Source organism: Dyadobacter endophyticus (assembly GCF_014641595.1).
Lineage (GTDB): Bacteria > Bacteroidota > Bacteroidia > Cytophagales > Spirosomataceae > Dyadobacter > Dyadobacter endophyticus.
The window spans coordinates 56,908-70,282 of the sequence record NZ_BMIA01000009.1; the positions used below are offsets into that span (position 1 = coordinate 56,908).

13 protein-coding genes are annotated in these 13,375 nt (G+C 43.6%); 8 read left to right on the forward strand and 5 right to left on the reverse strand.

From position 1 onward, the window contains the following. A complete protein-coding gene (locus IEY24_RS32095) occupies nucleotides 1–780 on the reverse strand; it encodes a DNA-formamidopyrimidine glycosylase family protein (RefSeq protein ID WP_188939393.1) in 780 nt (259 codons plus the stop codon). A 69-nt stretch (nucleotides 781–849) separates the two neighbouring features. On the opposite strand from IEY24_RS32095, the gene IEY24_RS32100 reads away from it, so the two are divergent. Then, a complete protein-coding gene (locus tag IEY24_RS32100; protein WP_188939394.1) occupies nucleotides 850–1,185 on the forward strand; it encodes a hypothetical protein in 336 nt (111 codons plus the stop codon). A 739-nt stretch (nucleotides 1,186–1,924) separates the two neighbouring features. Here IEY24_RS32100 and IEY24_RS32105 read toward each other — a convergent pair. Beyond that, complete coding sequence (locus IEY24_RS32105) at nucleotides 1,925–2,674, reverse strand: SOS response-associated peptidase (protein ID WP_188939395.1); 750 nt, start codon at nucleotides 2,672–2,674, stop codon at nucleotides 1,925–1,927. A 173-nt stretch (nucleotides 2,675–2,847) separates the two neighbouring features. On the opposite strand from IEY24_RS32105, the gene IEY24_RS32110 reads away from it, so the two are divergent. Next, a complete protein-coding gene (locus IEY24_RS32110; RefSeq protein ID WP_188939396.1) occupies nucleotides 2,848–3,357 on the forward strand; it encodes a hypothetical protein in 510 nt (169 codons plus the stop codon). Between the two features lie 24 nt (nucleotides 3,358–3,381). Here IEY24_RS32110 and IEY24_RS32115 read toward each other — a convergent pair whose 3' ends face one another. Together IEY24_RS32115 and dnaE are read right to left on the reverse strand one after the other, a co-directional pair. After that, nucleotides 3,382–3,633, reverse strand: a complete 252-nt coding sequence (locus tag IEY24_RS32115) for a hypothetical protein (protein ID WP_188939397.1) — start codon at nucleotides 3,631–3,633, stop codon at nucleotides 3,382–3,384. Further along, nucleotides 3,614–6,619: a DNA polymerase III subunit alpha gene (dnaE, locus tag IEY24_RS32120; protein ID WP_188939398.1), complete on the reverse strand. Its 3,006-nt coding sequence runs from the start codon at nucleotides 6,617–6,619 to the stop codon at nucleotides 3,614–3,616. The genes IEY24_RS32115 and dnaE overlap by 20 nt, the downstream gene beginning before the upstream one ends. A gap of 90 nt (nucleotides 6,620–6,709) precedes the next feature. Here dnaE and IEY24_RS32125 point away from each other — a divergent pair, with 90 nt between their 5' ends. Both IEY24_RS32125 and IEY24_RS32130 read left to right on the forward strand, forming a co-directional pair. Then, a complete protein-coding gene (locus tag IEY24_RS32125; protein ID WP_188939399.1) occupies nucleotides 6,710–6,985 on the forward strand; it encodes a helix-turn-helix transcriptional regulator in 276 nt (91 codons plus the stop codon). A 4-nt stretch (nucleotides 6,986–6,989) separates the two neighbouring features. Then, nucleotides 6,990–7,640: a hypothetical protein gene (locus tag IEY24_RS32130; RefSeq protein ID WP_188939400.1), complete on the forward strand. Its 651-nt coding sequence runs from the start codon at nucleotides 6,990–6,992 to the stop codon at nucleotides 7,638–7,640. Nucleotides 7,641–7,733: 93 nt separating this feature from the next. Here IEY24_RS32130 and IEY24_RS32135 read toward each other — a convergent pair whose 3' ends face one another. Then, nucleotides 7,734–9,116 (reverse strand): hypothetical protein, encoded by a 1,383-nt coding sequence (locus IEY24_RS32135; protein WP_188939401.1) that lies wholly within the window; start codon nucleotides 9,114–9,116, stop codon nucleotides 7,734–7,736. Between the two features lie 99 nt (nucleotides 9,117–9,215). Between IEY24_RS32135 and IEY24_RS32140 the strand changes: the two genes are divergently transcribed. The 4 genes from IEY24_RS32140 (at nucleotide 9,216) to IEY24_RS32155 (ending at nucleotide 13,274) form a co-directional block, all read left to right on the forward strand. Further along, complete coding sequence (locus IEY24_RS32140) at nucleotides 9,216–10,190, forward strand: hypothetical protein (protein WP_188939402.1); 975 nt, start codon at nucleotides 9,216–9,218, stop codon at nucleotides 10,188–10,190. A gap of 114 nt (nucleotides 10,191–10,304) precedes the next feature. Further along, complete coding sequence (locus IEY24_RS32145) at nucleotides 10,305–10,526, forward strand: hypothetical protein (protein ID WP_188939403.1); 222 nt, start codon at nucleotides 10,305–10,307, stop codon at nucleotides 10,524–10,526. Nucleotides 10,527–11,254: 728 nt separating this feature from the next. Further along, nucleotides 11,255–11,650 (forward strand): hypothetical protein, encoded by a 396-nt coding sequence (locus IEY24_RS32150; RefSeq protein WP_188939404.1) that lies wholly within the window; start codon nucleotides 11,255–11,257, stop codon nucleotides 11,648–11,650. Nucleotides 11,651–11,702: 52 nt separating this feature from the next. Next, nucleotides 11,703–13,274 carry a Fic family protein gene (locus tag IEY24_RS32155; protein ID WP_188939405.1) on the forward strand — a complete coding sequence of 524 codons (1,572 nt, stop codon included), beginning with the start codon at nucleotides 11,703–11,705 and terminating at the stop codon, nucleotides 13,272–13,274. The last annotated feature ends 101 nt before the right edge of the window (nucleotides 13,275–13,375 follow it).

A 13,375-nucleotide genomic window follows, 5' to 3' on the forward strand; every position in this document is an offset into this window, starting at 1 on the left:
TTAATACAATACCTGGCTTTCAACATAAAACGTTCTTCCGGAACCTAACTTGCCGACGATGATTTCTTCCCCTTCTGGCGAGTGGGTTTTGGCTGGATTATGGACATACCGATGGTCTTTGTTTTCCATTTCGAAGACACCATCGCATTTTCTTTTCATCAGATCCTCGGTAGCCTCGACAGTAACCGTCCGGATTGCACTGTATAGCTCAGCGACCTTTGAGGAAGGGATGTTTTTGGCGATGGAATACGGGGATATCTTGGCTGACCAAAGAATTTCATCTGCATATGCACTGCCTATACCCCTGATTTTGTCTTGTTTTTGAAGGACCTCTTTGATTTTTCCCCCAGCTTTGGAAAGAACTTTGCCCAAATAATCCTCTGTAAAGTCGTCTGCCATAATATCAGGCACCGGTGGAATTTCCGGATTCAAAATGGGCTTAGCTTGCCCCATACCGTCCAGAACGATAATACCAGCGCCGTTGTCAAACATCAGCTCAAAAATGGGGTTTTTAAGATTCTGATCTGTCGGAAGTAAGATCATTTTCCCTGTAAGCATCATATGGATACCTAATATTTGATCATTATCAAAATGAAGGTGCAACTCTTTACCATTCCGATCAACGGACCTCAGGGCTGCCCCTCTCAGCGCACTGTTAAATTCTTCCTCACTTGCCTTCACCCGCTTTTTCCAAAGGATTTCGATGCGTTTGACCTTCTGGCCTTTAAAGTGCTTCTGTAAAGTGAGTCCGACGACATTGAGCTCTGGTACCTCCGGCATGGTTAACGTTTGTTTAATAAGTGATCTCAATTTTACTTAGATTTCGGCAAATTTCAACGTTCCTCATAATTGGCAGATACTATTACCGCAATCGGGGAGATCATCGATTTTGATCTTCACCTGGTTGAAGGCATTGCCCTGAGTGCAAGCCTGGAAATCAAGGTCGGCGACGACTATATCGAGTTCGGCGGCCCCAACCTATTCGCATCGATCCCCAACGAAGGAGCTGATGTACTTGGACATTTTGTTATGCGCTGCTTTCAGATATGCGAAGTGGGAAAGGGACGCGACCTGGAAGGGCATCTGATCAAAGTTGAAGTGGGTGACGATCGGATCGTTGGGATTTGCTCGCTGCGAAGCGAGGAATTCTTCTATCCGGTATTGGAATTTGAGCGCCTTCGCTGAAATAATACTTGGGTAAGCGACCGCAAACACCAATGTCAATGTAACGGTGGCAATATACGACTCTCCCGACACGGCACAAGCTAGGTTGATGTAAACTTTTGCCATCATAGCCAATAAATTGCATAATGGGCAAGCAATTTATCGCATTTCTATTATTTTTGCAGAAATCAGGCTCGGTTGGCAACAAAAAACCAATCGGTAGCTATGCCTCCGACTGGTTTATAAATTATTTATACAATAAATTCTTTTTAAAATGACAACCGCAACAATTACTGTTGGGCACTGGCTAGGCCATGTCAAAATTCAAACTACCACTCTCGCGGAATCACGCGAACTTATCAAGCTCATTAAAGTTGTGCTTCCTTGGGTAGGTGTTCTCATTGCTATTGGGATAGGCTTCTATTTCCTAACCTATTGCTTTCAATGTGTATGTTCGATGTGTATATGTTCATGCATGTATACATCGAACATGTACACATTGAATATGTACACATGCAAATGTACACACTATACATAGTAGATACCAAAAATCTTTATTAAAAATTTTATATAAAAAGTTTAGTATTAAGATTTTCGTATAAACAGTAACCGCATAATTATCAACCCATTACAACCTATTCACCAGCCCGTTTAGGAGGTAATTCTGATAGTTGATAGCCGTAAGAAATCTTTACCACCTGCCATGAAAGCACCTGTACTACTCCATTTTCGTACTCGACGGGCCTCCCTTTGCTACTGGTCAATCGCTTTTATCGTCCCTATTCTGACCAAATAATGGTAGGTCACCATATCCAGCAGCCTTGGGCTCGTAGGGTAAAAGCACCTCAGGTACATTAGTAGCAGCCCGAGAATTCGTAATCCCATCTATCGTTCGGTAGGTGATCCAGTTGTCGTCGTGTAAGTATGGTTGCATGAGCTGCCCCATTTTTTCCTGCGACATCGACCCGGCCGGAGAAACCCATAGACGGGCCGCCTCACCTTCGAGAACCAAAGGCATTCGCTTACCCTCATTATGTACCTCTGAAAGCAGTGGTGATGCGGCAGTGGTGATTACTGAATAGGTGTTAATACCCTGCCACGGCGCAAAGATTCCGCCAAGTGTTAAGAATTCCCGCTGCTTTGGTTTGATATAGTAGCTATGCGTGGGCCGATCTTGCGAGATGAAGTGGGGTTCAAAGAACCCTGTGCAGATAATCAAACACCGGTTCTCCCAATACGGTTTGTAGGAATTTGCAGTGAAAATAGTTTCTGACCTGGCGTTACGCGTATTGGCCCCGAATGTTTTTTCAGAGGTAACCCCCGATGGTACCAGTCGCCACCGGTACATATCGATTACGCGTGGATTCCGATTGGAAATAACGGGTTGAAACGGATTGTCGAAGGCATTCACGTGAAAAGCCTGTTTGAACAGTTCGATATTATCGACTGGTCTGCGAAATGCTACTTTCAACTGCTCGACGGTTTTCTCCTGTGAAACGTGGTAACACATTGTATTCAATTGGTGATCTGCAATGAAAGTACAAAACCGCCAGCACTAAGCAAACCACTTTTTAATTAACCCAGTCATGCGGTATATGTAATATAGAAAAAAACTTTTTTGCCCAAAAAGTTGCAAACCCACTGAATATGTGACTACTAGCGTAAAATTTAATTTTAATATTTATGAAAAATCAACAACCCACCCCAATTACAGCTCACGATTTCCGCTCCGGCGACGTTGTTCGAGCTTACACAGGTACCGCCAGGGTACCACATGTTTGTATTATCCTGCAAGATTACCCACCATCGGGTGGCGCAATCTCTTGTATGGCCTATCTTAACCTTACGGGGTCTGAGAGCGGAGCTAATCTCCTGGAAGTTACTGGCTACCCTTTCGACGAAAACTGGTTTAAAGAACGAAAACCTCGGACCTGGGTGAGATGTGACGAAACCGATTGCATTTACGAAACCGATATCATCGAGCTGTTAGGAAACGTCCATTTTAAGGATCAGCACCTGTGGGATACCATTTGTGATGGCTACTATGCTTGCGACATCCCTGATGCAATAAAGTGTGGATGCAAAACTGAGCATGAGCTTACAAAGAAGCTGGTGGCTGCGGCCAAGGTTTCAGAACCGTCGTGTAGTTGCAGTCAGCGAACATCGATCCCGATTGTAAAGCAGGTCCATTGACCTGCTTTACTTTTTTAACCTACATTAACCATCATCCCAATCTCTGATCGCCTGCTGTTTGTTCCACATCGGCATTTTCAGCAAATCGATTTCGATGCCACTGATTGTCAACAGCATTATCTCAGCCGCGTCGTAAAAGTCACTTCTGTTACACCGGTAGTTATGGTGTTCGGCAACCTCGGTTCCTATCTTTTCGAAGTGCTTCTGGTTTCGTAAAACGACTTGTGACGGATCCATTTTCAGCTCGATATCGAGCTTATTTCTGATTATCTGCAACCTGCTGTGCAGTGCGTGGACGTAAATTGAATAACGCTTTGTCATGGACGGATACGTTTTTGGGGTTTGATTTTATAGGCATTTTTGCAAAACGACTGACTGTTAAACTGTAACAGCCGAATTCTTCGGAAACCCTTCCTTCTACAAGGTATACACCGGTGCCCTGAAACTTCCAGTTTTTCAGCGAGTCGGGAAAGTGAACAGTATCAAAGAAGTTGCGCGCAACATCCAGGAAGGTGAAAAACATCATAATCTGACCATGCTTGGTGCGGACTGGCTTGTAATTCACATACTCCCCAACCATCCGCACTACCTGTCCGAGGTGCTTATGAAGATCGGTAGCGAGCACCTCACCCCGAAAATCACTTTTTAAAAGGTCGAACATGATTCCAGAAACCGGCAGCGATAGCAGCTCGATCTCATCATACAGGTGTTCAACCAGTTCATATTCAAACGCAGGTAGCTTGGGCATTTTGATTTCAGTCCGGAAGAGCTGCGCAGGCATGGGGCCATCTTGATTCCGTCCTACCCAATGCGCTTCCCACATCATCGTCTTCTTATCCTTACCTGTAAAACCGAAAGCACCTGCGCGGATCAGGATTGTGGTCTGATCGATGGAAATGCCTGTTCTAGTTATGAAGTTTTCCAGACTCGTGTATTGGCCACCATTTTCCCGCTCAATGAGCAAAACCTGGACGGTGTGCTGTTCCAGGTCTTTCATGTAATCAAAGCCCAGGTAGATATCGGTGCCGTAAAGTTTGGTTTGCAAATAGCTCTTGTTAACGCATGGGACATGTACAGTTGCTCCTGCCTTACGCGCCTCGATCAGGTAAGTACGCCGGTCGTAAAAACCTCCATAGTTATTCACGCAGGCAACCATAAATTCAATAGGGTAGTAGGTTTTCAAAAACAAAGATTGGAAACTTTCGACTGCAAAACTGGCAGAGTGTGCCTTTGAAAAGCTGTAGCCAGCAAAGCTCTCCATCTGCCGCCAAACTTCCTTTGCAATTTCCTCCGGATGCCCGACCCGCATACAATGATCGAAAAACTTGTCTTTGATTTCAGCCAGATGTTTCGCGCTGCGGCTCTTTCCCGACATCATGCGCCTGAGCACGTCGGCATCAGCCAGATCCAGGCCTCCGAAATAATGGCCGATCTTGATCACATCTTCCTGATAGACCATTACCCCGTAGGTTTCCCTAAGCTGCTCTTCCATTATTGGATGCAGGTATACCGTTGAAGCCGGGTCACGGTGACGCTCAATGAACGCTTTCATCATCCCTGAGCTGGCTACCCCCGGCCTGATCACCGAGCTGGCAGCTACCAGCGTCCGGTAGTTGTCGCAGTGGAGCTTTGTAAGAAGTTGTCGCATCGCCGGCGACTCGATGTAGAAACAGCCTAACGTGTTCGCCTCCCGGAGCTGTTGCTGGATTTTGGAATCGTGAAATAATTTGCGCGGGTTAGACACATCAGCGATTTCTCCACGGTTGTCCTTCACAATCTGCACACAATCCTTTATGTGGCCCAACCCGCGCTGTGAGAGTATATCGAATTTTTCAAATTTGATATCTTCGGCCACGTACATATCGAACTGCGCGGTCGGGAAGCCTTTCGGTGGTAAATCCAGCGCGGTGTAGTTGGTAATCGGCTCTTCGGAAATCAGTACCCCACATGCATGTATAGTCCGCTGGTTTGGAAAATCTTCAACCAGGTCGAACAAGTCGATGATCATTTTAACTGCCTCCTTCGAATTGTGTACATTTCCTGGGTCACGGATGATCTGGTCTATCTCTTCTTTGGGAAGTCCATACGTTTTGCATAGTTCGCGAATAATGCTTCGGTCTTTAAACGTGCTCATCGCACCCATTAGCGCCGTGTGTTTGGTCTGGTACCGAGTAAATATGTACTGAAACACTTCGTCGCGATCGCGCCATGAAAAGTCGATATCGAAATCAGGTGGAGTTTTGCGTTTCGGGTTCAGAAACCGTTCAAAATATAAGTCCAGATCAATGGGGCACACATCAGTAATCCCCAAGCAATAAGCAACAATGGAATTGGCCCCAGATCCCCGGCCGACGTAATGAAAATCCCTGCTGGCGGCGAACCGGACTATATCGTGGGTAATCAGAAAATAGGAGCTGAAATTCAAATCGTCGATGATGCGAAGCTCCTTCTGGACTCTTGCGGTTGCTTCTTTGTCCTTTTTTCCATACCTACGATCCAGACCCGCAAGCGTGTACCTTTCAAGCAATATCTTGTCATCATAGGCATTGCCAGTAAAGAACTTTTTATTCCGGACCACTGAGAAATCAAAATCAAAAGAGCAACTACATAACAGCTTCCAGGTGGCCTGAATAATTTCAGGAAACATGACAAATGTATCAATCAGCTGCTTCCTGGATGGAATGGTTTCTTGCTTTCCCGCCAGCATGCCGGGCCCAATTTGCGAAAGCAATAGGTTGTGATCTATCGCGCGCAGGCGCTCATGCAAAGCGTAGTCCTGATCATTCTGAAAACTCACTGGCCACAGAATCACATAGCGGTCATAATTTGACCGCGGTTCCATTACAATCCGAGGTATATCCGAGGGCCGGATACCGATCCATTCATTTTCACGGAGTTGTCTGACAGTTCGGGTACCATAAGGGAAAACAAGGTAGGCATTCGAAAAAGTGGGAGGATAATCCGGAAGCACCGTTTTCGATAAATTAGAATTGGTCATCAACTGGTTAAGTTCCCCAAAGCCCTTTTCATTCCTAGCGATTCCAATATACAATAGCTTATCCCCGGTTCTATACTCCATCCCTACCACCGGCGTAATTCCTTTTTCTCGGCAACTGCGAACAAACGGGAATACACCGGAGCTGTTATTGATATCGGTCAAGCAAGCAATTTCGTACCCTTCCTGGGTGAGAAGCGTAGTCAATCGGTCTATCGAGATCGTCCCGAATCGCAGACTATAATAAGAATGCAGGTTGATCAACATTTTTTATTTAATAGTTTGTTTTTGAAGATGTTTTACTAAATTTGGTATTCAAAATACCAAAGCACTGATGTTAAGTGTATCAAAAAGAAAATGGATAGGCAAGCGTGTTTCCGGGAAAATCTTCGATTTCTGCGACAAAGGCGGAAACTGACGCAAGAAGCGCTTTCTGGAACGTTAGGAATTTCACGGGTAAAATTGAAGGCTATCGAAACTGGCCAAACTATGACCATTTCTTTAACCGATGCCGTAGCGATTGCTCAATATTTCAAGCTGCCGATTGACGTGCTTCTAAGTCGCCGGTTGGCAAAGCTGGGAGAGCTGGAAATAAGAGTCATCGAAGCAGACTATAAACCATTAGCCAACTAAGAACATGCAATCAGAACTTGAATTTGAGGATGTCCTGACGGGTATAGGAAATGAAAATCAACCATCCGGTTCATCCACCGCTTGGGTCGTATTGACCCCTGCCGCAGAACTCTTACCAACCGACGATGCCTCACTTGCCAAAGTGATTGAAGAGCTTAACGAAATCGATGCAGACCTGGTTAAACATGGCATTGTCAAGCGGTCAATGACCATTGACGAACTAAGAACGCTCCGAGAGGCGCAAAACAAGACCTCCAAGGTTGTCGAACATGCCGCATTTTCAAGTCGGGAGCTCGCTATCCTTTTTGCCAATTATATCGCTGGTGCAGAAGATCCAGTCGAAATGATGGCAGAACAAATTTCCTGTGAAATTGACCAATACCGGGAGCATCTATATCGTGGAGAACGACCTTTCACAGTATTACTCCAAGATGGTGGCATTTTCGAATATTGGGGATATGCTAGTCCCTGGGAAGTTGAATTGGATTCAATAGACGAGATTGCATATACAGTCAATGGTGAGCATGAACAAATGTCAGGAACCTTCTGGTCCAGACATAGTTCCGGCGCAATCAAACTAGCCGAAGCCTATTGGGACAAACTGTATAAATTAGGGAAGCTGACCAAACCCGTTGCAGCCCAAGATCAACTTTGATCGGCTTGAATGAAACATGAAGTACGCTTTTCATGTACGATGAAGAGTAATTCCAACACCCTGCTAGTGATACTGGCAGGGTGTATTTTTTGACTATTGCCAAGCAACGTTAATAACCCTATTATCACGTTCAGTAGTATTCTGCATCATTCTCATCTGGCCAATGACGAATTTGATGTCTGTACCATCTGAAAGATTAAATTTTCCTGTAATCTCAAAAATGCATTGATCATGCCCATGAGGCATTTTTGTAAAACTAGAATGAAATCTAGGTAATTTATCTTTTGTATAAAGTAAAAGATCACTTTGCATCATTGTCAACGGAATATCTAATGCTTGCCCACCTACCAGAGGGCATGGATCATGCTGACCACCGCGTCTACCTTCAAAAAGTACGGTTTTTTGGTCTTCGGAAGTAAACGTAAATCCAAGTAATGTGGGGCCCTCTTTTCCATCACCGCTTGTTCCGACCCATGCTGGAACTGCTACATTTACTACACAGCTTGTAATATGGACAGGCGCAGGTTTAACATTTACCGTCAAGCTTTTTTGATTTTTTTTACCAAAAGCATCAATTCCAACAAGATTAAATGTATGCTTTGAGGATACTGGCACTTTTTGAGAACCAGAAGAATTGACTTGAGTCCCGTCTAATTTCAAATCCTTGACATTTAACGCCTGCCAAGATAATGAAACTAGCTCCCCTGGAAAAACGTCGGTTTTATCTGAATCAAAACTTTGAATGCTTCCCGGCAAAATCGCAGGATATTTCTTGGTAACAGTATGATTTTTGGTATACAAGCGTACAATAAGAGTTCTACCCGGAACCAACTTTATCAAAACAGACCTGTCTCCCGTTCCTAAGATACCTGAATTCTTAAACGCATTATCCGTTACCTTGGTCAAGATTGTTCCATTGGTGACCTCCAACTTCCCATTTATTGTCGTGTGATCAATTCCACTAACTGGAACAAAAGTTGCTTTGAACTCAACCGTTTCTGTATCTATTGGGATAATTTCTGCAACCACACCCTTTTCCTTAGCCTTGTTAACGTCAAAAACACACTTAGACCAAGCCTTAACAACCTCTATTTCAACCCACTGTCTCGCCCGAGACATTGATTCATCAAGTGAAATATCGTCGGTAACTTTCTTCTGGTATGAACTACGCCACTCGTCATACTTCTTTTTATCAAAGTTCCCAGAGCCGATGAACGGGATATCTACCCCAGGAACTTCTGTCGGTATAATGGCCTGCAAACTGATACCAGCGCTAACGACGTCTTCGCTGCTTTTAAAATTTGCTCGATACAAATAGTCCAAAAAATGACGTCGGTAAGACACATTAGTCTTCATGTCTTCATAGTTATAAATACCTGCAATTATCTCTCCACATTTAACATCTTGAGAGAAAATAGAGAAAGGCAAAAGGCATGCAAAAGCAAGCAGGACAGATTTTCGCAAATGTAGCTTCATGATTACTTTTTTTTATTTGATAGAGAATGTTAACATTCAATGCTACCTAAAAAGAAGTAATTATTAAAACCGTTAAATAATGATGTCAACCAAATAAACATGTATCCAGTAGTAACATTTATACAGATACCGAAAAATAATATTTATGAAATATTAATTGCATTCTTTCTTGATTTTGGTCGCAAGAGTTTTAGCTTGTATAAAAAACTCTTCTATCCAATGAAAAAAATTTCCACTATACTGATTCTGTTCTTAGTTTGCACTGTTTCCTTCGGCCAAACCAAGAATATTACCGATGGATACCATGTGTTCAATATGGCAATTTCCCTTCCAGAGGTCGATCAATTCGGCGTAGCACTTGCGGCCGGAAACAAGGAGATGATGCTACCAAATGAACAGTTTAAAGTATTTGGTGTACACCCCAACCTCCCAGCGGCAACTACGGATTACATAATTACTATCAACAGATACATCAAGGACCCGGGCCTTCGAAACTTGCTCGTTGTTTTCGACAACAACAACAATCAGAGGTATTTTAGGATCACAGTTGCAGAATACCAGGCATATTGTGAGCGCTTAGAGAAAAGAGGCAATTTCCATGTGATCACATCGTCCACGTTAGTGAAAATCCGTCCTGGATCAAAAGAACCTAGGAACGGCATTATGAAATACAGCGAATTTGGCAATGATTTTAACTTGGGTGCACTTGCGGGATGGTCGGTAAAACCGAACAGGAAAAAAACTTTTGTATATAGCTTCATGGGAGGGATTAGCTTTACAACTATTAAAGCCACGCCTGAAACTACTCAATATATGACGGAAGCAACTGACACCAAGCCTAGCGAGCTGGTCAGTTATTTAAAGGATGAAGAAAGCAATCAGTCCTGCTTCACACTGTCGGGGGGGCCGATCTTAGAAATCGATAAATTTCAAATTAGTGCAATTATTGGTTGGGATTTCATGCAAGGTGCTGTCGGCAGAAAGTGGATATATCGCAATCGCCCATGGATAGGTATTGGGTTTGGATACCAAGTTTTCCGAGTAGACGATAAAAAGCCAACACAACAACCTTGAATATTTTCATTCGAGTCAACCACAATCATTAGGAGATATGAACATACGTAATGGCCATATCTAGTGATCTAGCAGTAGTCATTCCTAAGATTTCTTTTTAAATATTGGCAAATAATGGAACCACTTAAAATTCAAAGCAAGGGCGACACACAATTTCAAGTTGAACTTCACAAGAACGGCCTTTGGTCAGAAACCCCTGAAATCTGCATCGCTCATGTCCTCCGAGGGAAACGAAGCAATCCAAACCCAAGCATTCCGATCTCAGAGATCCCGCAATTGATTGAGTACATAGCCAAGGCCTATCAGGAGGCACTCAACTTTGACACGGAAGGTTAGAAGATAGAGTTACGCCCTGGCGTGTAGGACTAACACTAAGCTTCCCAGGTGTGATCATGTGCAGATCCTGTCTAGGAATGTAAGGATGGCCAGTAGATGAACCTGATTTACTTGTCTCAAGTTTTTGAGGCAAAAATCCCAAACCGAAAAGTGCCCAAATGGCTTGAAAAGGCCCATTTGCAAAAATTCTTACAGAAAAAAGGTATAATTTGTTTGTAAACAAAATATCTTTAAGACATCGTTGGAATATTGCTGAGACCCCTTAGCGATATTTCAAAAGAAAAACCCCCCGACCCATAGGGTCAAGGGGCTAATTCGGATTTCAAAACAGCAGCTGTATGATCTCTACCAACTTTCCAAGGGCTTGTAGAGAAACATAGATGAAACCAGCAAACGCTGTTGCAACACCGATCCGATCGATGGGGAGCTTTGGACCACCTGGTGGCTTGAAGCTCCTCATTGCGTTTAGGTGCATGATGTAAAGGTAAAAGATAGCTCCAAACTTTGCATGGGGTGCAACTGTTTTTTTACTGGTTAAAAAGAACGATTGTATTTTCTCGAATAACTGTTATTTTTTTAATGTTATTTTATTTTACTTTTGCACCTTTTTTCGTATAAAGGCCATTTACAGTCGCTTACCTCTGTTCACAATCGTAAACAAATCATTATGGTACCGAGGTAAATCAATGGATGTTATCTTTAATATCACACGACAAAATTGATCCATTATGCGTTTCCAGGTTCATCCCAATATCGATTCGAAGGAAATTAAAGCATTTTTAAGCCTTATGCTTCCTCCTGAAATCGACGAGAGCCGAATCAATCTCATTACAAAAGCATTCTTCCGTCGATTTGCTCCATCGGACATGCTACCATCTCCATTTCGAAAAGATCTGTTTCTCCTTGCTGGCGCGAATCTGACGTACTACCGGTTAGACATAGCTGGGTCAAATAAAATCTTTCATTTTGGCTGCTACGACCTGGATGATCCAACGCGGAGCGTTCGCTTTTCACTTTCGCCAGACCTCGATGCGGACATCCTGAACTCGATCACAAAATTCACCGAATTCATCAAAAATGAACTCGGTCAGGCTCGTCAGGATGCAAGTTTAGCGTATAGCTAATGCCCAGTTAATTTTGTATTTTGAGACAAGCGATAATCGCTTTTCTCAAAATATGGCCGATCGTAACTATTTTTCAGGATTAATAAGCATTTTTCACGGCACATCGCTTCCCGAACCAGGTTTTTTGGCAGGCTATTCCGCCTTGATGAAGGCTTTCAATCTGAAAGCTCCAAGACCTGAATCTTTGGCAATGATCAGTGCTAAACACAAGATAGCGAACCGCGACGGGTGGCTGATTTTCAGCCCTCGACACCAGCCTGATCAAACGCTAATCGGTCACCTAATTTTCGCATTGAAATACGAGGGCGTTGACTTGTACCTGATCAAGCAAGTGTTCCTTGCAGCTGGAAAGTCAGAGGTTACTAACCTTGTAAAACGGACGCCAAACGGGAAATACGTTCGACGAATTTGGCTGCTTTATGAATGGCTTTTCAACGAACGTTTAGAAATACCGGACCTGGCACAGGGAAACTATGTTAAGCTAATTGATGAAAGGCTACAATATGCCAGCAAATCGCCTACAAAGTCATCCAGGCATAGGATTACAAACAACCTCCCTGGAGTGCCTGAGTTTTGCCCTCTCATCCGTAGGACTGAAATATTGGACAAATACATTGATTCAAGGCTTTCAGAAAAGTTGAAGAAAATAATTAATGGCGTAAATCCAATCGTTATCGCCAGGGCCGCATCCCACCTTCAACTAAAAGAGGCAAATGCCTCGTATGCCATTGAAGGAGAACGGCCATTGCACAGGCAAGCAATCTTGTGGGGGCTCACGATTGGAAAATCTGGGCCATCGAAGATAACCCAAGAAGAATTAGTAAGGTTAGCGCAGATTGTTCTCGGGGGTGGGAAAACGCCAGTAGCTGGTTATCGTCGTCAGCAGGGGTTCATAGGGGAACATGACTATTTAAGCGGCATGCCAATACCTGACCATATTTCAGCGCGATGGGAAGACCTTGAAGGCTTGATGGATGGTCTAATAAAAACTGCGGAGTCCCTGGAAACGGATAACCAGTTCGATACTGTTTTAGCCGCCGCGATAGTCGCATTTGGATTTGTCTTTATACATCCGTTTGCTGATGGCAATGGGCGGCTTCACCGATATTTAATCCAGTATTTGCTACACCGAAAAGGCTTTATTCCAAAAGGGCAAGTAATTCCTGTTTCGGCGATAATCCTGAACCAAATTCTCAATTACAGACGCGTATTGGAATCTTTTTCCCTTCCGCGTCTGCCTTTGATCGAATGGAAACCTGCGCCTGATAATAATGTCCAGATCAATAATGAGACGGGTGACCTGTACAGATATTTTGATGCTACTCAGCAAGCGGAGTTTCTTTACTCCTGCGTACTCGAGACAATAGAAGTAACCATACCAGAACAGATCAATTATTTGCAGAAATATGACAGAATGAAAGCATTTCTTGACGATTTCGTACCATTGGCCGACAATATGGTTTCCCGCCTCGTGCATTTCCTGAACGAAGGTAAAGGTCATATATCAAAATGGGTGAAAGATCACGAATTAAAGGAGTTTACCGAATCGGAGGTATTAGAGATAGAGGCAAAATATCAGCAAATCTTTGGTTCAGACCAATTGCCGATAGCGTCAGGGTACTGAAATAATGATCAGTATTGGCGTATCCGGCCTATCAAGTGCATATTTTTTAGCAGCGGCCGCCTGATTACTTTTGGCAAAAACATAACGCATTATGGATCAGT

Bases quoted from the DNA above. Each gene is read 5' to 3' on its own strand.
- IEY24_RS32130 (WP_188939400.1), top strand. From the start codon at position 6,990: ATGCAATCAGAACTTGAATTTGAGGATGTCCTGACGGGTATAGGAAAT.
- IEY24_RS32125 (WP_188939399.1), top strand. From the start codon at position 6,710: ATGGATAGGCAAGCGTGTTTCCGGGAAAATCTTCGATTTCTGCGACAA.
- IEY24_RS32150 (WP_188939404.1), top strand. From the start codon at position 11,255: ATGCGTTTCCAGGTTCATCCCAATATCGATTCGAAGGAAATTAAAGCA.
- IEY24_RS32155 (WP_188939405.1), top strand. From the start codon at position 11,703: ATGGCCGATCGTAACTATTTTTCAGGATTAATAAGCATTTTTCACGGC.
- IEY24_RS32110 (WP_188939396.1), top strand. From the start codon at position 2,848: ATGAAAAATCAACAACCCACCCCAATTACAGCTCACGATTTCCGCTCC.
- IEY24_RS32105 (WP_188939395.1), bottom strand. From the start codon at position 2,674: ATGTGTTACCACGTTTCACAGGAGAAAACCGTCGAGCAGTTGAAAGTA.
- IEY24_RS32135 (WP_188939401.1), bottom strand. From the start codon at position 9,116: ATGAAGCTACATTTGCGAAAATCTGTCCTGCTTGCTTTTGCATGCCTT.
- dnaE (WP_188939398.1), bottom strand. From the start codon at position 6,619: ATGTTGATCAACCTGCATTCTTATTATAGTCTGCGATTCGGGACGATC.
- IEY24_RS32145 (WP_188939403.1), top strand. From the start codon at position 10,305: ATGGAACCACTTAAAATTCAAAGCAAGGGCGACACACAATTTCAAGTT.
- IEY24_RS32095 (WP_188939393.1), bottom strand. From the start codon at position 780: ATGCCGGAGGTACCAGAGCTCAATGTCGTCGGACTCACTTTACAGAAG.
- IEY24_RS32140 (WP_188939402.1), top strand. From the start codon at position 9,216: ATGTATCCAGTAGTAACATTTATACAGATACCGAAAAATAATATTTAT.